This is a genomic window from Ralstonia psammae (assembly GCF_958405935.1).
In the GTDB taxonomy this organism is placed as follows: domain Bacteria; phylum Pseudomonadota; class Gammaproteobacteria; order Burkholderiales; family Burkholderiaceae; genus Ralstonia; species Ralstonia psammae.
The window spans coordinates 204,644-225,599 of the sequence record NZ_CATZBU010000001.1 but is presented as its reverse complement, the minus strand read 5'-3'; the positions used below and the strand labels follow the sequence as shown (position 1 = coordinate 225,599).

17 protein-coding genes are annotated in these 20,956 nt (G+C 65.8%); 10 read left to right on the top strand and 7 right to left on the bottom strand.

The window, feature by feature from the left end; translation table 11 throughout:
- Window positions 1-81: 81 nt before the first annotated feature.
- From fba to R2N16_RS01065, 6 genes are all read left to right on the top strand, one after another.
- The gene (gene fba, locus R2N16_RS01090) at window positions 82-1,146 is read left to right on the top strand and encodes a class II fructose-bisphosphate aldolase (RefSeq protein ID WP_316663667.1); all 1,065 of its coding nucleotides are present in this window, start codon (window positions 82-84) and stop codon (window positions 1,144-1,146) included.
- A gap of 113 nt (window positions 1,147-1,259) precedes the next feature.
- Window positions 1,260-2,183, top strand: a complete 924-nt coding sequence (locus tag R2N16_RS01085; protein ID WP_004636116.1) for a phosphoribosylaminoimidazolesuccinocarboxamide synthase — start codon at window positions 1,260-1,262, stop codon at window positions 2,181-2,183.
- 15 nt (window positions 2,184-2,198) lie between these two features.
- Window positions 2,199-2,708, top strand: coding sequence for a 5-(carboxyamino)imidazole ribonucleotide mutase (purE, locus tag R2N16_RS01080; protein WP_316663665.1), 510 nt, complete (start codon window positions 2,199-2,201; stop codon window positions 2,706-2,708).
- 19 nt (window positions 2,709-2,727) lie between these two features.
- Window positions 2,728-3,963 carry a 5-(carboxyamino)imidazole ribonucleotide synthase gene (locus R2N16_RS01075; RefSeq protein WP_316663664.1) on the top strand — a complete coding sequence of 412 codons (1,236 nt, stop codon included), beginning with the start codon at window positions 2,728-2,730 and terminating at the stop codon, window positions 3,961-3,963.
- A 13-nt stretch (window positions 3,964-3,976) separates the two neighbouring features.
- Window positions 3,977-4,990 carry an L-threonylcarbamoyladenylate synthase gene (locus R2N16_RS01070; protein ID WP_316663662.1) on the top strand — a complete coding sequence of 338 codons (1,014 nt, stop codon included), beginning with the start codon at window positions 3,977-3,979 and terminating at the stop codon, window positions 4,988-4,990.
- Window positions 4,991-5,135: 145 nt separating this feature from the next.
- A complete protein-coding gene (locus R2N16_RS01065; RefSeq protein ID WP_316663661.1) occupies window positions 5,136-6,182 on the top strand; it encodes an SGNH/GDSL hydrolase family protein in 1,047 nt (348 codons plus the stop codon).
- 61 nt (window positions 6,183-6,243) lie between these two features.
- On the opposite strand, the gene R2N16_RS01060 is transcribed toward R2N16_RS01065, so the two are convergent.
- From R2N16_RS01060 to ku, 5 genes are all read right to left on the bottom strand, one after another.
- Entirely contained in the window at window positions 6,244-7,362 is a 1,119-nt protein-coding gene (locus R2N16_RS01060) for a tetratricopeptide repeat protein (RefSeq protein ID WP_316663660.1), read from the bottom strand.
- Window positions 7,363-7,495: 133 nt separating this feature from the next.
- Window positions 7,496-8,023 (bottom strand): molybdopterin-guanine dinucleotide biosynthesis protein B, encoded by a 528-nt coding sequence (mobB, locus tag R2N16_RS01055; protein ID WP_316663659.1) that lies wholly within the window; start codon window positions 8,021-8,023, stop codon window positions 7,496-7,498.
- Window positions 8,020-9,558, bottom strand: coding sequence for a D-alanyl-D-alanine carboxypeptidase/D-alanyl-D-alanine endopeptidase (gene dacB / locus R2N16_RS01050; RefSeq protein ID WP_316663658.1), 1,539 nt, complete (start codon window positions 9,556-9,558; stop codon window positions 8,020-8,022). The genes mobB and dacB overlap by 4 nt, the downstream gene beginning before the upstream one ends.
- A 139-nt stretch (window positions 9,559-9,697) precedes the next feature.
- Window positions 9,698-12,289, bottom strand: coding sequence for a DNA ligase D (ligD, locus tag R2N16_RS01045; protein ID WP_316663657.1), 2,592 nt, complete (start codon window positions 12,287-12,289; stop codon window positions 9,698-9,700).
- Between the two features lie 18 nt (window positions 12,290-12,307).
- On the bottom strand, window positions 12,308-13,222 hold the full coding sequence (gene ku / locus R2N16_RS01040) for a non-homologous end joining protein Ku (protein WP_316663656.1): 915 nt from the start codon (window positions 13,220-13,222) through the stop codon (window positions 12,308-12,310).
- A 157-nt stretch (window positions 13,223-13,379) separates the two neighbouring features.
- On the opposite strand from ku, the gene R2N16_RS01035 reads away from it, so the two are divergent.
- The 3 genes from R2N16_RS01035 to R2N16_RS01025 all read left to right on the top strand — a co-directional run bounded on the left by R2N16_RS01035 (window position 13,380) and on the right by R2N16_RS01025 (window position 16,001).
- The gene (locus R2N16_RS01035) at window positions 13,380-14,564 is read left to right on the top strand and encodes an MFS transporter (protein WP_316663655.1); all 1,185 of its coding nucleotides are present in this window, start codon (window positions 13,380-13,382) and stop codon (window positions 14,562-14,564) included.
- Window positions 14,565-14,776: 212 nt separating this feature from the next.
- A complete protein-coding gene (locus tag R2N16_RS01030; RefSeq protein WP_316663654.1) occupies window positions 14,777-15,166 on the top strand; it encodes a hypothetical protein in 390 nt (129 codons plus the stop codon).
- Between the two features lie 19 nt (window positions 15,167-15,185).
- Entirely contained in the window at window positions 15,186-16,001 is an 816-nt protein-coding gene (locus R2N16_RS01025) for a hypothetical protein (RefSeq protein WP_316663653.1), read from the top strand.
- On the opposite strand, the gene R2N16_RS01020 is transcribed toward R2N16_RS01025, so the two are convergent.
- Window positions 15,998-16,780, bottom strand: a complete 783-nt coding sequence (locus R2N16_RS01020; protein WP_316663652.1) for a DUF1045 domain-containing protein — start codon at window positions 16,778-16,780, stop codon at window positions 15,998-16,000. The two genes, R2N16_RS01025 and R2N16_RS01020, sit on opposite strands and share 4 nt — an antisense overlap.
- Window positions 16,781-16,789: 9 nt before the next feature.
- Window positions 16,790-17,965, bottom strand: a complete 1,176-nt coding sequence (locus tag R2N16_RS01015) for an alpha-D-ribose 1-methylphosphonate 5-triphosphate diphosphatase (RefSeq protein WP_316663651.1) — start codon at window positions 17,963-17,965, stop codon at window positions 16,790-16,792.
- A gap of 170 nt (window positions 17,966-18,135) precedes the next feature.
- Between R2N16_RS01015 and R2N16_RS01010 the strand changes: the two genes are divergently transcribed.
- Window positions 18,136-20,859: a sensor domain-containing protein gene (locus R2N16_RS01010; RefSeq protein ID WP_316663650.1), complete on the top strand. Its 2,724-nt coding sequence runs from the start codon at window positions 18,136-18,138 to the stop codon at window positions 20,857-20,859.
- Window positions 20,860-20,956 lie beyond the last annotated feature (97 nt).

The following is a 20,956-nucleotide window of genomic DNA, read 5'->3' as shown; positions in this document are numbered from 1 at the left end:
GGACGGAACGCCGTTTGCTACGTCTATCAGACGCCCACGCGTTCCTGAGACCGAATACAGATCGATCCATAGGAGAAAACCATGCCACTCGTCTCGATGCGCCAACTGCTGGACCACGCCGCTGAAAACGGCTACGGCCTTCCGGCATTCAACGTGAACAACCTGGAACAAGTCCAGGCTGTGATGGAAGCTGCCAAGGAAGCCGGCGCACCGGTCATCCTGCAGGCTAGTGCAGGCGCCCGCAAATACGCCGGCGAGTCCTTTATCAAGCACCTGATCCAGGCCGCTGTAGAGGCTTATCCGGAGATCCCGCTGGTGATGCACCAGGATCACGGCCAAAGCCCCGCAATCTGCCAGGGCGCCATCGACCTGGGCTTCGGCTCGGTCATGATGGACGGCTCGCTGCGCGAAGACGGCAAGACCCCGGCCGATTTCGACTACAACGTCGACGTCACCCGTCGCGTAGTCGAGATGGCGCACAAGGTTGGCGTGACCGTTGAAGGCGAACTCGGCTGCCTGGGCTCGCTCGAAACCGGCGAAGCGGGCGATGAAGACGGCCATGGCGCCGTCGGCAAGCTCGACCATTCGGCCCTGCTGACCGATCCTGAAGAAGCTGCACAGTTCGTCAAGGCGACCCAGCTCGACGCGCTGGCGATCGCCATCGGCACCAGCCACGGCGCCTACAAGTTCTCGCGCAAGCCCACCGGCGACATTCTGGCGATCAGTCGCGTGAAGGAAATCCACGCGCGCATCCCGAACACCCACCTGGTGATGCACGGCTCGTCGAGCGTGCCGCAAGAACTGCTGGCCATCATCAACCAGTACGGCGGCAAGATGAAGGAAACCTACGGCGTGCCCGTCGAGGAAATCCAGGAAGCCATCAAATACGGCGTGCGCAAGATCAACATCGATACCGACATCCGCCTGGCAATGACGGGCGCGGTGCGCAAGTTCCTGGCCGAAAACCCGGACAAGTTCGACGCCCGCGAATGGCTCAAGCCTGCCCGTGAGGCTGCCAAGGCGGTCTGCAAGGCGCGTTACATCGAGTTCGGCTGCGAAGGCCAGGCAGGCAAGATCAAGCCGATCGGCCTGTCGGTGATGGCGCAGAAGTACCAAAGCGGCGATCTGGCACAAGTGGTGCAATAAGCATTTCGCGTCACATCTAGCAAACGGCTGGCACTGCGCCAGCCGTTTTGCATTGCATGGGCCACGTATAATGCTGGCCTTTCACGTTCTCTCTTCTTCTCTCGGATTCCGCCGTGTCCGCCACCCCTGCATCCTCTGCCCTTTACGAATCGTCGATCACCAGCCTGCCGTTGCTCGGCCGGGGCAAGGTGCGCGAGAACTACGCTGTCGGCGACGACAAGCTGCTGATGGTCACCACCGACCGCCTTTCGGCGTTTGACGTGATTCTCGGCCAGCCGATTCCGGACAAGGGCCGTGTGCTCGCGCAGATGTCGGATTTCTGGTTCAACAAGCTGCGCCACATCGTGCCGACGCACGAGACTGGCATCGCACCGGAAACCGTGGTGGCCCCGAATGAAGTCGACCAGGTGCGCGGCCGCGCCATCGTGGTCAAGCGCCTGAAGCCGATCCTGGTGGAAGCCGTGGTGCGCGGCTACCTGGCCGGCAGCGGCTGGAAGGATTACCAGGCCACTGGCGCTGTCTGCGGCGTGCATCTGGCTCCTGGCCTGCAGAACGCGCAGAAGTTGCCCGAGCCGATCTTCACCCCCGCCGCCAAGGCCGAGATGGGTGAGCACGACGAGAACATCTCCTTCGATGAAGTCGAGCGCCGCATCGGCCCGGACCTCGCCGCGCAGATCCGCGACGTGAGCATCCGCCTGTACAAGGAAGCCTCCGACTTTGCCGCCACGCGCGGCATCATCATCGCCGACACCAAGTTCGAGTTTGGTCTGGACGAGAACGGCACGCTCACGCTGATGGACGAGGCGCTCACGGCCGATTCGTCGCGCTTCTGGCCGGCCGATTCGTACCAGGTCGGCACCAACCCGCCGTCCTTCGACAAACAGTTCGTGCGCGACTGGCTTGAAGCTGTGCGCATCGACGGCAAGCCGTGGCCGAAGACCGCACCGGCGCCGCAACTGCCCGCCGACGTGATCGAAAAGACCGCCGACAAGTACCGCGAAGCACTGACCCGCCTGACCGGTGAGTCCCTGCGTTAAACCGGAGCGATGACAATGACTGCACAGCAAACCGCTCCGCTCGTTGGCGTGGTAATGGGCTCCAGTTCCGACTGGGAAGTGATGCGCCACGCCGTCGACATGCTCACGCAGTTCGGCATTCCGTTCGAGGCGCAGGTTGTCTCGGCGCACCGCATGCCGGACGACATGTTCCGCTACGCCGAAGCCGCACGCAGCCGTGGTTTGCGCGCCATCATCGCCGGTGCCGGCGGGGCAGCGCACCTGCCGGGCATGCTTGCCGCCAAGACGATCGTGCCGGTGTTCGGCGTGCCGGTGCCGTCCAAGTACCTGCGCGGCGAAGACTCGCTGCTCTCCATCGTGCAGATGCCCAAGGGCATTCCGGTGTCGACGTTCGCCATCGGCGAAGCGGGTGCGGCCAACGCAGCGCTGGCTGCCATTGCCACCCTCGCCACCACCGATTCGGCCCTCGCTGACAAGCTCGAAGCCTTCCGCGCGCAGCAGACCGAAGTCGCGCGCGGCATGACGCTCCCTGTGCACGGCGCTTAAGTAACCTACGACCTGATTCATGGCCGACGACCTGAACCCGCGCCTGGCGCAAGCTCACACCGCGGAATCCCGCGCGCTGAACGTTCCCAACGCGATCCTGCCCGATGCCTGGCTTGGCATGCTCGGCGGCGGCCAGCTCGGCCGCATGTTCACGCACGCCGCGCAGGCAATGGGCTACAAGGTCTGCGTGCTCGACCCGGATCCGAACAGCCCCGCTGGCACCATCGCCGAGCGCCATCTGTGTGCTGGCTATACCGACGAAGCCGCATTGGCCGAGATGGCTGCGCTGTGCCCGGCCGTCACCACCGAATTCGAGAACGTGCCGGCCATGGCGCTCGACCGCCTGGAGCAACTCGGCGCGTTCGTCGCGCCGCGCGCCAACTGCGTGTCGATCGCGCAGAACCGCATCGCCGAGAAAAAATTTTTCGCGCTGTGCGCCGCACGCACCGGCATCCACCCCGCACCGAGCTGGGTGATCGAACACGATGCCGACATCGAACAACTGCCCGCCGACCTGTTGCCCGGCATCCTGAAGATTGCCCGCATGGGCTACGACGGCAAGGGTCAGGCGCGCGTCTCGACGGTTGAAGAGCTGCGTGCCGCCTGGGGAGCGATGCAGCACGTGCCGTGCGTGCTGGAGAAGATGCTGCCGCTGGCGTACGAGGTGTCCGTGCTGGCAGCCCGCGGCGCCGATGGCACGACCGCCACCTGGCCGCTTGCCGAGAACGCGCACCGTGACGGCATCCTGTTTTCAACGACCATGCCGTCGCGCAGCGTGTCGGACGACATTGCCACGCGCACACGTGCCGCCGCCGCGATGATTGCCGAAGAAATGGGCTACGTCGGCGTGCTGTGCATCGAGTTCTTTGTGTTGCAGGACGGCTCTCTGGTTGCCAACGAAATGGCGCCGCGTCCGCACAACTCCGGCCACATCACCATGGATGTGTGCGAAACCAGCCAGTTCGAGCAGCAGGTGCGCGCCATGGCCCGCCTGCCGCTGGGCAGCACCAGGCAGCACTCGCCGGGGCGCATGCTGAATGTGCTGGGTGACGTGTGGTTCGAATACGGCCTGGAACGCACGCCAGCGTGGCACGAAGTGATGGGCCACAGCGGTGCCAAGGTCCACCTGTACGGCAAGGCAGATGCGCGTCCGGGTCGCAAGATGGGCCACGTGAATTGCGTCGGCACCTCGCCGGAAGTGGTGGACGAGGCTTTCCGCCATGCCGCGCACGTGCTTGGCCTGCGGCCCGACTAAGAACGAGTTGCCCATGCCGCACCGGACCAAAACGCCCTACGCCATGCCTGCGGCCGAACGCCTTGATGAGGCCGCGCGCAGGCTGGAGGCGGGCGAGCTGGTCGCCTTCCCGACCGAGACCGTGTACGGCCTCGGCGCCGATGCCGAAAACCCGCAGGCCATCGCCAAGATCTACGCGGCCAAGGGTCGTCCGTCCAATCACCCCGTGATCGTGCACGTGGTGGATGGCGCCGATATTTCATATTGGTCCGACGATGTGCCCGGCATCGCGCTGCAACTGATCGAAGCCTTCTGGCCGGGGCCGCTCACGCTGATCCTGAAACGCGCTCCGCACATTCCGTCCGCCGTGGCAGGCGGGCAGGACAGCATCGGGCTGCGTTGCCCGTCGCACCCGGTGGCGCAGGCGTTGCTCTCGCGCTTCAAGCGCGGGCGCGGTGGCATTGCAGCGCCGTCGGCCAACAAGTTCGGGCAGGTCAGCCCGACCACCGCGCAGCATGTGCGCGACGAATTCGGCGATGCCGTGTTCGTGCTCGAGGGCGACGGCGTCGATGTGGGCATCGAATCGACCATCATCGATCTGTCTCGGCTGGATCAGGGCATCGGCCCGGTGCTCCTGCGCCCGGGCGCCATCACGCCAGAAGACATCGAGCGCGTGACCGGCGAGCTGCCGGCGCTCCCCGATGCGGCAGCACCGCGTGCTTCCGGCACGTTGAAGGCGCACTACGCGCCGCGCACGCCGTTGTATCTGCTGCCGGCGGCCGATGTGCCCGCGCGCCTGGCCGCGCTGCCCGCGGACAAGCGCATCGTGTGGCTGGGCGCCCCCGTGGCACTGCGGGAGGGTTGCGACCAGCGCGCCGCCCCCGCCACACCCGCCGCCTATGCCAACGCGCTCTACGCGCTCCTGCGCGAACTCGACCGCGGTGGTTATGACGCCATCTGGGTGGAAACCCTAGCCGACACCCCCGCCTGGGCGGCCGTCAACGACCGCCTGCGTCGCGCGGCCGCCGCGTTCGAGACAGGCCTCTAATTCTTACGGGGCACGCCTTCGCCGTGCGCCCGGCAACCTCGCTACACTTGGGCGTTGTGTCGTTCCGCGTGCTTCAAACGCGCACGGCGAGGTTACGCACCGCGGCACCACAGACCATAAAAATTCCACACGGGAGACAGACATCATGAAGTTGCGTCAATGGATGCGTGTCGTCGCATCGGCGACCCTGGCCTTGGGCCTGGCCGCTTGCGGCGGAGGGGAGAGCGATCAGAGCGGTAACAGCAACGTCGCCAAGGTTCAGCGCATGGTGGTGTTCGGCGACAGCCTGAGCGACGCCGGCACCTACACGCCGGCTGCCGCTGCCGTGGGCGGCGGCAAGTTCACCACCAACCCTGGCCCGATCTGGGCGGAAACCGTGGCTGCGCAACTCGGTGTGGCGCTCACGCCGGCCGTGATGGGTTACGCCACCTCGGTGCAGACCTGCCCGAAACCCGGTTGCTTCGACTACGCGCAAGGCGGCTCGCGCGTGACCGACCCGAACGGTATCGGCCACAACGGTGGGGCCGGCGCGCTCACGTATCCGGTCAAACAGCAGCTCGCCAACTTCTACACGGCCAGCAACAACACGTTCAATGGCGACAACGACGTCGTGTTCGTGTTTGGCGGCAACAACGACATCTTCTACTGGGCTGCCGCTGTGGCGACCCCCAACTCGGGTGTGACGCCCGCCATCGCCACCGCACAAGTGCAGCAGGCGGCGACCGATCTGGTTGGGTACATCAAGGACATGATCAGCAAGAACGCGACCCAGGTCTACGTGTTCAACCTGCCCGACAGCAGCCTGACACCGCAGGGTGTGGCGGGCGGCGCGGCAGGCCAGGCACTGCTGCATGCGCTGGTGGGCGCGTTCAACACCACGCTGCAAACCGGTCTGGCCGGTACTAGCGCTCGCGTGATTGATTTCAACGCGCAGCTGACGGCCGTGATCCAGAACGGCGCGATGTTCGGATTCAGCAATACCAGCGTGCCGGCTTGCGATGCGACCAAGATCAACGCACTCGTGCCGAGCGCGGGCGGCAGCTCGCTGTTCTGCTCGGCTAATACGTTGGTGGCCGCGGGCGCCGACACGTCCTACCTGTTCGCAGACGGCGTGCACCCCACCACGGGCGGCCATCGCCTGATCTCCAGCAACGTGCTGCAACGCCTGCTGGCGGACGGTGTGATGCACTGATCGAGCACCACTGAGTAAAACGCCCGCGTGAAGCGGGCGTTTTCGTTTGTGCCGATATTTCTTACTTGGCGTCGGCCGTTGGCAATGTCACCGCCAGGCGGGCCAGCGTGGCCTTCAGTACATCGTTTTGTGGCGAGATGACGAGACCCTGCTTGAAGCAATCGTGCGCTTCGTCAGCGCGACCCAACTTCCACAGCACTTCGCCCTTGTGTGCCAGACCTTCCGCGCGTGCTTCGCGTACCGCCTCGTCGCTCGCTTCGTAGTCGCCGCCGGGCTGCGTGAAGAGGGCGATGGAGCGGTCGAACCATGTGAGTGCTTCCTCGTTGCGGCCGAGCCGGTACAGCGCCCAGCCCTTGCTGTCGAGGGCGAATGGGTCGTCCGGCTGCTTGGCCAGATACGCCTCGATCATCGACAGGCCGCGCTCCACGCGCAGGCCCGCGTCAACCAGTTCGTAGCCGTAGCTGTTGAGGCGGTCTTCCGGCACCGGTTGCAGAGCGAGGGCGAGGTCGATGCGGTCGGCGTCGCGTTCGGCAATTGCCAGTGACATCAGCTTGCGCGCGATGCGGCTCTGCAAGTCTTCGCTGAGTGTCGCCGCGTTGGCGGTGAGCGTGCCGAGATATTGCGAGTAGAGATCAGGCGTGCCCTGCGCGTTGCTGCTGTCGGCGATCGCGCGGCCTTCGCCGGCACACCAGGCGTCGTCGGCCCGCGTGAAGGTCAGGGTGTTTTCAAGGTGCACGGTGCGCGACTCGCGCGATTGCACGTAGGCGGTATAACCGCCGGCGCTGGAGTGGCCGCAGACCAGGTATTCGCCCACCACATCGATCAGATAGGGGTGGCCCTCGATCGGCGCGCCGCCGAGCGCATCGACCAGGCGGAACGATTCGCCAAGCTCACCATTGCCCACCACCGGATTGAGCACCCACCGTGCCGCCGCATAACGCTTGGGCAAGCGGACCTTGGCCGTGCGCCCGGCGCTGTCGGTGGTGCCGAAGATCACGCTGTTGGTTTCACTCGCCTGAGGCGGCTTGCCGGCGATGGTGTGGTCGGGCAGGAACAGGCGGTAGCGCGCGTTGGGCATGGGGCGCCCGGTCGCTGCGTCGACGAGCACGAACTGATGGACCTGTGCGCCGCGCCCGAAGGTGGTATTCGGGGTGACCCAATCGCGGGCAGCCACTGGCATGGCCGAGCAAAAAAATGCCGCGCCAAGTAGCGCGGCTGATAGACGGGAAAGCATGTTGTTGGGAGGGGGGGCTGGCGAAAAACTGGATCGCCCCATCATAGCCAAGCTGCCTTGCCCAGATGTTAAGAGTGCTTCATATGGGCGCCTTAGCCAGTTGTTGGACGGCGAACCGGTACACCGCATCGACGTCGTTCAGGTCCAGCACGGTCAGGCCTTCGGGCGGTTGCACGGCATCGGGCGAATCGGTGGCCACCGCCACCACGCCGCCAATCTCCGGCCACAGCGGCGGGCGGCCCAGCGAAGGGCGGAAGACTTCGATTTTTGGGAAGGTGCTGCGCTTATAGCCCTCTACGATGACGAGGTCGGTGGCGGGCGAGAGCAGCGCCAGCACGTCGTCCAGTTCAGGCTCCAGGGCGTTGGCGTATTCGCGCATCAACACGAGGCGTTCGCCGCCCACGAGCACGACTTCGGCGCTGCCGGCTTCGCGCATGCGGTGCGAATCCTTGCCGGGCGAATCGAGATCGAAGCCGTGATGCGTGTGCTTGATGGCCGCCACGCGGCGCCCGTCGCGCACGAAACGGGTGATGAGCTGCTCGACGAGCGTGGTCTTGCCGCTGCCCGACGTGCCCGTAATGCCCAGTAATGCCTTGCGTGGACTCATCGCGGTGCGCCCTGGTAAATCCATTGCAGCAGCGCGTCGTGTGCGGCCTGGCCGCCGCCGGCATTCGGGTGATTGATCATGCTGACCACCACGAAGCGCTGGCCGTCTTCGCCTTCCACATACCCGGCGATGGCGCGCACGTCGTTGAGCGTGCCGGTCTTGATCTCGGCGTTGCCGGCCACCCCGGCGCGTGTCAGGCGGTTGCGCATGGTGCCGTCCACGCCGACAACGGGCAGCGCATCGCGCAGCACGCCGCCGTTCGGGTTGGCGTCGGCCTGCTGCAGCAGGCGTCCCATGTTGCGCGCGCTGATGCGCTCGATGCGCGACAGGCCGGAGCCGTTCTCCAGCACAAGCTCCGGCATCGTCAGGTTCTGCTTGGCGAGCCAGCGGTTGATGACGTCGGTCGATTGCCGCACCGATGCGGGTTTGCGGCCGATTTCCGCGCCGATGGTCAAGAAGAGCTGGCGCGCCATCACGTTGTTCGAATACTTGTCGATGTCGTGCACAACTTCCGATAGCGGCGGGCCGAAATGCGTGGCCAGCAGAATGGCCTGGCGCGGCACCTTGCCTTCGCGCAGGCCCGGCGTGATGCGCATCGTGCCACCGGCCTGCTGCCACAGCGCCAGGAAGCCGCCCCAGATGAAGTCTGCATGTGTGAGCGCGGCGATGTTGAAGACGCGTTCGCCGCACGCGGCGGCATAGCGGCCGTCGAAGCTGGCAAGGACGTGGCCGTCGGTTTGCGTGGTGATGTTGGCGCCGGAGGTGGTTTTCCAGTCGCCGCAGCCGCCGCGCGTGGTGCGCAACTGGTTGTCGATCTGCAATTGCGCCAGCGGCGGGGATACATCGATGTTGACCGCGCCGTTGCCAGCATCCGGCGACAGCGTGAACGTCAGCGTCTTGAACGAATACAGCAGCGCGTCGGGCGCGACGTTGTAGGCACGTGCGGTGTCGCCGTCCAGCGGTGGTGCTTCCGACAAGCCGCCCTCGAAATAGGTGCGATCCAGCACGATGTTGCCCGCCAGTTCATCCACGCCAGCGCGGCGCACATCGGTCACCAGCTTGACCAGTTCTTCGGGGATCAGCTTTGGATCGCCCTGGCCACGCAGGTACAGGTTGCCGTTGAGCGTGCCGTTGACCGGCTGGCTGTCGGCATAGGCCGAGGTTTTCCAGCGAAAGTCGGGGCCCAGCAGGTCCAGCCCCGCGAAGGTGGTCAGCAGCTTCATGGTCGACGCCGGGTTCATTCCCGCGTCGGCATTCCATTGCAGGATGGGCGTGGCGGTGCCGGTGCGGATCACGAACACGCTCACCGCATCCAGCGGAATATGCGCGCGCGCAAAGGCCAGCGCCACGTTGGCGGGCAACCCCGCGGGATTGTGCGCAGCCTGGCGCGTCTGCGCGGCGGTGGCGCGCGGTGCCGCGTGGGCCTTGGCTTTCTTGGCGTGCGCCAGCGGCGATGCCGCAAGGGTCAGGAGCACGGCGCAGGCAAGCGCGCTGCGCGACAGGTTCAGCAAACGGGTCGGACGAATTCGGGCCATCGGCGGGGGGCAGGGTGGGGCGCACACACGTGCGCCAAGTGCAGACGCAGGCATGTTAACGCAGCGGCCCCGCACTTCGGCCGACAAGCAATGGGCCGTTCACCGCCCAATTCTTCGAGAATCGATCGCGTGTGACGGTTCAGTCATTGGCGCCGATGCGTTTGCGCATGTCGGCCGTGACCGACTGACGCGTGCCGGCGTAGTCGGCCCATGGGTCGCCCTTGCGCTGGTCGAGCCGTTCCGCCAGCGTGCGCAGCGTCCATTGGGCAGACGACTGCAGCCCCTCCAGCTCGTCATGGCGGATCGGCACCGACACTGGCAACCGCGTCCGCGCGCGCACCGAATACGCGGCCACCGTGCTCGCGCCACGGTTGTTGCGCAGATAGTCGATGAAGATTTTCCCCACGCGGTTCTGTGGCCCCATCTTGGCGACAAAGCGGTCAGGGAAGGTCGCAGCCATGTGCTGGACCACGGCTTGCGCGAAGGCTTTGAGCGTGTCCCAACCGGCGGTTTCGCGGCGCGTGAGTGGCACCACCACGTGCATGCCATGGCCGCCGCTGGTTTTGAGGAACGCTTTCAGGCCGAGTTCATTGAGCAGCGCAAGCGTCAGTTGCGTGGCCTCGATCACGCGCGCGAAGGGCAGCGCGGGGTCGGGGTCGATATCGAAGATGATGCGGTCGGGTTGTTCGATGCGGTCGGCCAGCGCATTCCAGGTGTGGAACTCCACCGTGCCCATCTGCACCGCCCCGACCAGGGCTTCGGCCGAGTTGATCGCCAGCAGCGATGGATGCCCAGGGTCGAGCGACGGATCCAGCTGCGTGATGCCCTGCAGCTTGAGTGCCGCGGAATGCTTCTGGAAGAAGCGCTCGCCGTCGATGCCATCGGGCGCACGTACGAGCGACGTCGGCCGGTTGCGCAGATGCGGCAGCATCCATTCCGCCGCGCTTGCGTAATAGCGCGCCAGATCAGCCTTGGTGGTGCCGCTGGCTTTCTCGATCACGCGATCCGGGTGCGTGATGTCCACGCCCGCGATGCGTTCGGCACCGGGGCGCACCTTGTGTTCGGGGGCATGCACGGTGCGGGTCTCCTTACTGGCGGCAGCACTGGGCGACTTGGCGCGTTCACGCACGATGTTGCGCGCGGGTTTGTCATCGCGCAAACCTTGAAACACCGCCTGCCGTACGATGCCTTCGCGCGTCCATTCGGCAAAGGCGATTTCGGCCACGCGCTCGGGCTTGACCCATTGCACGTCGCGCGCATCGCTGCCGGTGGGCGGGTTGATGAACGGCGGCGTGTCGACGGTGAGACCGGTCAACTCGTGATGCAGGGCCTGCAGGCTTGTCTCGTTGAAGCCGGTGCCCACGCGGCCCGCATAGCGCAGCGTGCCCTCGTTGTCATACACGCCGAGCAGCAGGGCGCCAAAGCCGCTGCGGCTGCCCTTTGGCGCGCTGTAGCCGCCAATCACGAATTCCTGCCGCTGCCCGCATTTGAGTTTGATCCAGGCAGGGCTGCGACCGGCGCGGTATGGCGCATCGGCGCGCTTGCCGATCACACCTTCGAGCGACATGCTGCATGCGGAAGCGAGCAAGTCTTCGGGCGCGGCATGGAAGGTGCCCGAGAACAGCACCGCTTCGCGGTCCAGGTCACCCGGCGCTGCATCGAGAATGCGTTTGAGCAGCGCCCGCCGCTCGCGCAATGGCACGCCACGCAAGTCCATGCCGTTGCAGAACGGGATGTCGAACAGGTAGTAGGCAATGCGTTCGGCATGCGCGGTTTCAAAGGCGTTCTGCAGCGCCTGAAAGTCGGGCACGCCGCGATCGCCCATCACCACGACTTCGCCGTCGAGCCAGGCTTCACGCAGGCCCAGTGCATGCAGCGTGCGCGCCTGCCGCGGCAGCTTGGCCGTCCAGTCGCGGCCGTTGCGGCTGAACAGGCGCAGGGTGTTCCCGTCGATGCGCGCGAGGATGCGGTAGCCGTCGAACTTCACTTCGTAGTCCCATTCGCCGTGCGCGGGCGGCGCATCCACCAGCGTGGCGAGTTGCGGCTCCAGCGTTCTGGGCAACGTGCCGGGCACGGCCCCGGCGGGCGGCTGGACTTGCGCCGGCCCGGCACGCTTGGTCGTGCCGCCCTCGGTGCTGGCCTTGGGTCTTGCGCCCACGTTCTCTCCGGTGATCACGCTGGCGGGCAGTGCCTGCGTCACGTCGTAGCTGTTGGAGGGGCGGACCTGATCATCGCGTTCCTTGATCAGCAGCCATTGTTCTTTCGGATGCCTGCCGGTGCCGTGCAAGTGCGTGCGCACCAGCGCCCATGCGCCGTGCAGCTTCTCGCCGTCGAGATCGAATTTGAGCTTGCCGTCGCGATACGCCTTGCGCGGATCGCCATGCGGATGCCACGTGCCGCGGTCCCACACGATCACGTCACCACCGCCGTATTGGCCTTCGGGGATGTGGCCTTCGAAATCCGCGTAGTCCAGCGGGTGGTCTTCAACATGCACGGCGAGGCGCTTGTCGGCAGGGTCCAGGCTCGGGCCTTTCGGGACGGTCCAACTCTTGAGCGTGCCGTCAAGTTCAAGCCGGAAGTCGTAGTGCAGCCGCGTGGCGTCGTGCTTCTGGATCACGAAGTGCAGGGCATCACTGTCACGTCGCTCCTCGGCTTTGCGGCGTGCGCCGGCGGGTTCCTGCGTCTGCGTGAAATCGCGCTTGCGGCGGTAGTCGGCGAGATGGCGTGGCATGGCGTCGGCTCCGTCGTGTTATGCGCGCTTGCGCGTGGTCGTCTTGCGCGCCGTTTTGGCGGCGGCTTTACGTGGTGCCCGCTTGCGCGGGACAGGTCCTCCTTCCGCTTCGTCGTCTGATGCACCTTTGTCCTTGCCGCGCTTGGCCAGGCTCTGGCGCAGCAGGTCGGTCAGGTCGATCACGTTGCCGGTGCGCGGTACCGCGGGTTCGGCTTCCGTCGGCTCGACGGACTCCGTGCGGCCTTCGCGCACCTTGCGATCGACCAACGCGAGGATGTCGTCGCGGAAGGTGTCGTGGTATTCGGCAGGGTCCCACGAGCCGCTCATGTCGTCGATCAGCTTTTCAGCCATGTCGATCTCCTTGGCGGTGAGCTTGGCGGCCTTGGCACCCTCTTGCGGCACGTCGAGTTCGGACCAGTCGCGCACCTCGTTGGACCAGCGCAGCGTATGCAGCACGAGCACTGGCCCCATGGGAATCAGCGCGGCCAGATGCTGCTTGGTGTGCAGCACCACGTTGGCGACCCCGATCTTTTTCGAGCGCGCCAACGCCTCGCGCAGCAGTGCGTAGACTTTTTCACCGCGCCGGTCGGGCGCCAGAAAGTAGGGCGTGTCGAGATAGAGAAACGGAATCTCCGCAGCATCCACGAACGTCAGCAAGTCGACCGTTTGCGTGGAGACCGGGTTGGCGGCGCGGATGTCCTCGTCGGTCAGGATCACGTAGCGATCTTTCTCGTAGGCGTAGCCGCGCACGATCTGCTCGCGCGGCACCTCTTTGCCGGTGGTCTTGTTGATGCGCTTGTAGCCAACGCGATCCATGGTGCGGCGGTCGAGCCAGTCGAAGTCGAGGTCGTCGCTGCGGGTGGCCGGATACAGCGCAACGGGAATGTGGACGAGCCCGAAGCTCACGGCGCCCTTCCAGATCACGCGGGGCATGGCGGGTCTCCCGATGCGGTGGATTCCACCCTGGTGACGCAAGCGGCATACCTGCATGGCGCCGGGCGGCGTCATACGTTCATCAGCAGGGCGCGGTAGCATGGCGCCTTTGCGGTGCGACACGCTTGCGCTGCACGCTTTTTCTCAGCAGTCCTCCATGTCTTCCGAATACGTGCAATCTGCCGGCGCGCTGCAGCCCCGCCGGCTTCCCCTGTCGGCCCGTGCGGCGACGATGGCTCTCTTTTTCGCCAACGGTGCAACGTTTGCGACCTGGGGCATTCACATTCCTACGGTAAAGGCGCGCTTCGGGTTGTCCGAGGCCTCGCTGTCGTTGGCGATGTTCATGGTGGCCGCCGGTGCCATCGTCGCCATGAAGTTTGCGGGCCAGTGGGTGGCGCGCATCGGCACGCGGCGCGCGAGCGTGCAGGGCGGCGTGGCGTTCGGCGTCATGACCGCGCTCATCATGCTGATGCCCAGCTACCCCGCGATGCTGGCGGTGCTGCTGCTCTTCGGCATCACCAACGCGGGTTTCGACGTGGCCATGAATGCGCAGGCCGCCACGGTCGAGGCCAATCACCACAAGCCGATCATCTCGTCGCTGCACGGCATGTTCAGCCTGGGCGGCATGGCGGGCGCGGCAGTGGGTGGGGCGCTGCTGGAATTGGGCGTGCCGCCGGCTGTGCATTGCGGCGGTATGGCGCTCGTCACCATGGCGACTGCGTTGTGTGCCGGCCCGTTCATGCTGCCCGACCATGTTCATGCAGAAGGCGAATCCGCACATCCGACCACGGGGCGCACGCTCTTCCTGCTCGGCGTGCTGGCCTTCTTCGGGCTGGTAGGCGAAGGCGCGATGTACGACTGGACGACCGTGTACATGCGCGAGATCGCGCAATCGCCCGAGGCCATTGCCAGCGCGGGGTACGCGGCGTTTTCCGGCGGGATGGCCCTTGCGCGTTTCGGCGGCGATTTCGCACGCGGGCGCTGGGGCAACATGCATGTGCTCGGCGCCAGTGGTGTGCTGGCAACGGGCGGGATCCTGCTGGCACTGTTGTGGCCCGCGCCGATTGCTGTCCTGACAGGCTTTGCGCTGATGGGCGTGGGCGCCGCCAACATGGTGCCCATCTTCTTCATTACCGCGTCGCGCCTGCCGGGGGTGCCGGCAGCCGAAGGCATTGCCGCCGTGGCGCGCTTTGCCTACGTGGGCTTGCTGATCGGCCCGGTCATCATTGGGTTGATTGCGCATCGCTCCGACCTGCGCTGGGGGCTGTCGGTGGTGGCGCTCACCATGGCGTTGATTGCGGTGGCGGGCCCGGGTTCGATCCGCCAGCCGGAACGTCGTTGATTGACCGGCACTTCTGCGCGCATCTGCCCAAAAAATATGCAGTTCCTGTGCGTTGACTTTCCTGTGCGCTTGCCATAGCTTACGACGAGGAGAGGGGGTTTCCCGTCGCCGTCGCCAACGTACGCGTTGCGCACGACACCGGGATGCGTTCAAAACGAGGCTGCACCATTTGATTTGATCAGCCCAAACGACCCATAGGAAAGGAGCTTCAGATGCCGTACAAACGTCTTACCCTCGTGGCAGCGGTCGCTGTCGTAGCAGCCATCGGCACCGTGGCCCACGCGCAGACTGACCAGAAGAAGTTCGACCCCTATAGCCAAGGCGCAAAAGTCGGCGACAAGTTTGATCCGTACCAACAGGGTGCGAAGGCCGGCGACAAGTTCGACCCGTATTCGCAAGGCGCCAACCAGAACGACAGCACCGCAAGCGCGCTCAACCCCGGCGCCCAGCCGGCCAATGTTGAGAAGGGCAAGTACGACACGTACACCCAAGGCGCCAAGGCCGGCGATAAGTTCGACCCGTATAGCCAGGGTGCCAAGGCTGGCGGCAAGTTTGACGCGTACAGCGAGGGCGCCAACAAGAAGGACGCGCCCAAGCAGTAAGCCCGTGCCGATCGGGTTCATGAAGACGCTGATGCATCGCCCGATGCATCGGCGTTTTTCTTTATGGAACGCCGCCGCAGCCATGGCGGCGATTGCGTTGGCGTTGCCTGCGCATGCAGCGGGACTATGCTCCGCGCCGTGGGTGCACGACGGCAGCCGTGTGCGCCTGGACGGCAACGGCAAGACGCCGATGATCGTCGAGTTCACGCTGCACGATGTCAGTCGCGACATGCAGGACGGCTGCGAGATCGGCCTGCACATCTACGCCAAATCGGGCCTCGTGGCGCTGGGCGGCCGGCCGATCGAGACGGTGCAGGAGCACCAGCTGCTGGTGGACGAAGCCGGCGTGGTCACGCGCATCGTCAGCATCAATGGCCGTGTGTTTGCGCAAAGTGAACATGCCGATCTGGTCGGCACCGTCAGCACCGCCATCTCGGGCATGTTCCTGTACGGCGCGGGCCTGGCACCCGAAGCCCAAATGTTGCCGGGCGATACGTACGAATCGAGCTTCGATTTCGATGTGGTATCGCCGCGGCTGGGGATTTCCGTGGGGCGCATGCGGGCCGAGCGCGCCCAGGTGGAGGTGTCGGAGCGCGAGGTCGGGCCGCCGCAGCCGATGAGCACCGTGGTTGGCCAGTTGCAGTGCCGGCCGATCCGCTACACCCGCACGGCCCGGCTCGGGATGCTGCAGCTGGGCAATGAAACGATCGAGCCCGCCCCGACCGTTGCGCACATCACCGATTGGTATTGCCCCGAAGCGGCCGTGGTGATGCGCCAGGAGGTTGAACAGCACGGCCAGACGGAGGTCATCGACGTGGTCGAACTCAAGCGCTAGGCGCCCTCCTGCGCAGCGTCGAAGTCTTCGATGCGCCCATCAAAGCGGTACACACGCGCCACCGTGAACGGCGCTTCCTGCGCAGGTTGCAAGAACAACGCGATGTTGTCGATGGGCATCGCGGCTGGTAGCACCACGCGCGTGGCTTCCAGTGCGCGATAGCACGCGAGCTGCTCGGCTTGGTCGAGCCGGCCGGTCAGTGTGATGTGGAACGTGAACGTGCCGAACACATAGGGATAGCCCCAGCGCTGCAGATGGCGCTCTTGCACATCCGACAGGCCGGCGCGACGGCGGCGCGCGAGTTCAGTCGGCGGCGGCGGTGCGCGGAAGGCATCGAACTCGCCGACGCATGCATCGGCGAGCTGGTGGAGCCTGTCGCGGGCAGGGTCGCCATGGCGCAGTCGCCAAGCCAGGAAGCCACGCAGCGTCTGCAAGGCCGGCTCGATCGTGAAGGGGTGCTGCAGTTGCGCGAAGCGGCGCAGCGCGGCGTCCAGCTCATCGACGGTGCGCTCGCTTGCCAGGCGAAACGGCGGCTTGAACGTGGCGTGCAGGCCGTACTGACGCGGCGCTTCAGTCCAGCGGTCGAGCGTGGCGAGGTCGACGCCGGCTTCGCGGACAAAGGCCTCGCGCTGATCTGCGGAGATGGCGGTATCGGATCGCGCGCAGCGGCCGAGCCAGCGTATGCCCAGCCCATACCATGGCTCCGGTGGCAGCAGGTAGAGGGCGTATCGCCAGGCTGCCGGTATCGGTGGCAGTAAGGGTGGCAGCGCCTCGTCCATGGTGTTGCTTCAGCCAATCAGCGGCAGTTGCCCGGCGGCATGGCGCAGCCGCCCGCCCACCACGGCCGCCACCACGCGCGGCAGGCCCGGGCGGCGGTCATCCACCACGATGGCGTCGGCGCGCAGGCCAGTCGCGAGCGCACCACGATCCACCAGGCCCGTGGCTTCGGCCGGGTTGGCTGCCACCAGCGCCCAGGCCTCGGCCAGCGTCATCACACCGCGTTCGGCCAGCTTGAATGGCGCGGCCAGCAGTGCAGGGTAGTAATAGTCGGACGCCAGCACGGTGCCCAGCCCCGCCGCCACCATGGCCGCCGCATCGGGCGCGCCGTTGTGGCTGCCGCCGCGCACCACGTTGGGTGCACCGAAGACGATATGTCCGCCATGCGCGCGCGCCGCCTGCGCGACATCTTCGGTCAACGGAAATTCCGTGACAGTGCAGCCGTGCGCGTGGAAGGTGTTGCGCGTGGCAATGTCGGGTTCGTCGTGCGAAGCCATGCAGATGCCGCGTTGCTGCGCGGCCCGAGCGAGCATGCCGGTCACCTCGTCGAGCCTCGCTGTGTTGACCGCGGCGGCAGTCAGGCGCGCGAGGAACGTGTTGATGTCGCACTCGGCACGATCGGCGTATTGTGCGAGCTTGCGCGCGTCGCCCAGCTTGTCGCGCATGCCGGGCAAGTGATCGTTGAACGACAGGAAGTGCACGCGGCCGGCGTCCATCCAGTTCAGCGCGTCGTCAACACCGTCGGCGTGGTGCAACTCGAAGCGCAGGTGCATCAGGTGCTGGGCCCCCAGATGCGGGCGCATGGCATCGAGCGTGTCGAGCATGCGCAAGGCATAGGCGCGGCCGCGCAAGCCGCCTTCCCAGGAATACGTCACGCCGTGGAATTCGGTGGTGATGCCGTTGGCAAGCAATTGGCCGTCAACGTCGGCCAGCGCGGTTTCGTAGGGGAAGGCCACACCGGGGCGGGGCATGACGGCACGTTCGAAGGCATCGCCGTGCAGGTCGACGATGCCGGGCAGGACGAGCAGGTCGCCGCAGTCGATCATGCCGCACGTCGGGGGGGCATCACACGCGACGATATGCCCGTCGCGAAATTGCACGGCAGCCTCAGCCAGACCTGCGGCCAGCAGGGTACGTCGCGAAATCAGGCCGGCCACGTGGCCGACGGAAGACGAAAACGATTGCATAAGGCCAATTTGCGAACAGTTGCGCAGGGACGTCGTGCCGGCATTGTGCCGCAACTCGCGTGCCGCTTATCCGCGCATCAGCCATTTGCCCCACTCTGAAGGGGGGAAGGTAGCCAAACGCCTTAACTTTCCTGACACGTTGGTCGATATCTAAAAAAAACAGCCCAGATATGGACGCCACCTCTGCAGAGCGGCCTGACCGTCCCGAGCCGGATGTGATCGAGCAGGACAAAGCCAGGCCGCTGCCGCTCGCTGACGACCGCTACGAAGCGCTCGTCCGGCAAATGCCGGATGCGCTCTACATCGTGGCCGATGACATCATCGTTTTCATCAACGAGGCGGGCGTTCGGCTGTTTGGCGCGCAGACGGCGCGCGATATCGTCGGCCATGAGCTGGACGAGTTCGTGCACCACAACTCATTGCTCCTCGCCCGCCAGCGCCGCGAGTGGATGGTCATGCACGGCGCGGGCTTGCCGCCCGTCGAGCAGACCTTGCTGCGCTGCGATGGCACACCCGTGGAAGTGGAGGTGCTTTCTGCACCGGTGCAGCTTGGCTGGCGCACCGCCATCCAGGTGGTGGCACGCGACATCTCCCAGCGCAAGCAGGCCGAACAGGCCCTGCGCGACTCCGAAGCCAATTACCGGGCACTGGCCGCCGAGACCGCACGTGCCAAGGAATTGCTGCGCTGCGAAAAAACCGTGCTCGAACTCAGCTCGCGCAACGTGCCGCTCCTCGACTTGCTGGCCGAGGTGTGCCGGCTGGTGGAGGCACTGCTTGATGACGGCGCCATGTGCTCGGTCCTGCTGAGTAGTGACGGCGAACACATCACACAAGCCGTGGCACCGTCGCTGCCTTTCATGCTCTCGCAACTGCTCGTCGGGATCGCGCTCGGTCCGTCGGTCGGTTCGTGCGGCACGGCCATGTTCCTGAACAAGACCGTGGTGGTGGAAGATATCGACGCCGACCCGCTCTGGGACGGCTACCGCGACATCGTTGCGCCGCTCGGCTTGCGCGCGTGCTGGTCCACGCCCATCCGCGGCGACAATGCCCAGATGATCGGCGCGATGGGCATCTACTACGACACCCCGCGTGCGCCCACGCGCGACGCCATGGGGCTGCTCGACGGCATTACCGACATCATCGGCGTGGCGGTACAGAAGGCGCATATTGCGCGTGATCTGCAGGAGAGCGAAGAACGCTACCGTCTGGCCGTCGACAACCTGACCGAAGGCATCGTCGTGCAGGCGGCGGACGGCACCATCCTCGCGTGCAACCCGAGCGCGCGGCGCATTCTTCGGGCGGGCAACGTGTCACCCGTGGGCACCAGCCACCTGGCGCTGATGCGTCGCTCGTTGCGCGAAGACGGCAGCGAGATCCCGCTCAACGAACGTCCCACGCGCGTGGTCTTGACCACCGGCCGGCCGCTGCTCGGCTTGACCGTCGGCCTCGAACTGGTGGACGGCGATGTGGTGTGGGTGCACGAAAACGTGCTGCCCATCGTGCGCCCTGGCGACGATGCACCGTCGGCCGTGCTCATCTCGTTCAACGATATCGGACCGGCGCGCGCGGCACAGCAGCAGCTCACCTTCCTCGCGCAGCGCGATGCGCTCACCGGTTTGTACAACCGCGCGTTTTTCTCGCAACGCATGCAGGCGGTGATGGAGCAGGCTGCCAACCCAGCCAACGAGGCCCGCCAGGTCGCCGTGCTGTTCCTGGATCTGGATGGCTTCAAGAAGGTGAACGACACGGCCGGCCACGAAGCGGGCGACCACCTGCTGCGCATCGTCGCGCAACGCCTGTCGGCCTGCGTGCGCCAGAGCGATACGCTGGCGCGCCTGGGCGGCGACGAGTTCGTCGTGCTGCTCGACAACGTGCGCTCGTTGGGTGAAGCGGAGCGCTTGGCCAAGCGCATCGTCCATTCGATCGCGCAGCCGTTTTCGACGGGCGGTACGGAGTACTACCTCGGAGCGTCGATCGGCATCGCGGTATACCCCGAGCACGGCAATGATGCGGCCACGCTGCTGCGCTGTGCGGATGCCGCCATGTACAACGCCAAGCAGAACGGCCGCAACCAGCATCGCGTGTACACCGCGCGCCTGTCGCAGCGTGCGCAGCGGCGCTTCCAGCTGGAATACCACCTGCGCCGCGCGCTGGCTGCGGGCGAGCTGTCGCTGCGCTTCCAGCCTATCGTCGATGCCACGTCGATGGACATCGTCGGGGCGGAAGTGCTGCTGCGTTGGCACAGCACCGAACTGGGCGAGGTGTCGCCTGCCGAGTTCATTCCCGTGGCCGAAGACGCCGGGCTCATCGGCGACATCGGCGAATGGGTGCTGGCGCAGGCATGCCGCCAGGCCGCACATTGGCGCGCCACCTGCATGCCGGATTTCTTCGTTGCCGTGAACCTGTCGCCGCGCCAGTTTGGGGAGGGACTCGTGCCGACCATCTCCCGTTGCCTGACCGAGGCCGGTTTGCCCGCGAGCGCGCTGGAGATGGAGATTACCGAGGGCTTGCTCATGCGCGACACCGCTGCTGTGATGCCGATGCTCGACGCGCTCACGGCATTGGGCATTCGCATCTCCATCGATGATTTCGGCACGGGGTATTCGTCGCTGTCGTATCTGCAGCGCTTTCCGATCGACAACCTGAAAGTGGATCGCTCGTTTGTCTCGGGCATTCCGCGCCATCGCGATTCGGTCGTGATCTCGCGCGCCATCGTAGCGATGGCCGCGTCACTGGACATGACCGTCACAGCAGAGGGGGTCGAGACGCTGGAGCAGGCCGAGTTCCTGCAATCCGCCGGGTGCGACAAGTTGCAGGGTTTCCTGTTTGGCCCTCCCATGACGGCCGCCGCCTACGAGGCACGTCTGCGCCGCCACCGTCACGCGCAGGCGTAGTGGTGCGCGAGGCGCATGTAATGCCGGCGTAAGTCAGCACAGGTAGCGTGGCTCAAGCGCGCCTTCGCCCGTGCCGATACACCCCATAGAGGGCCGC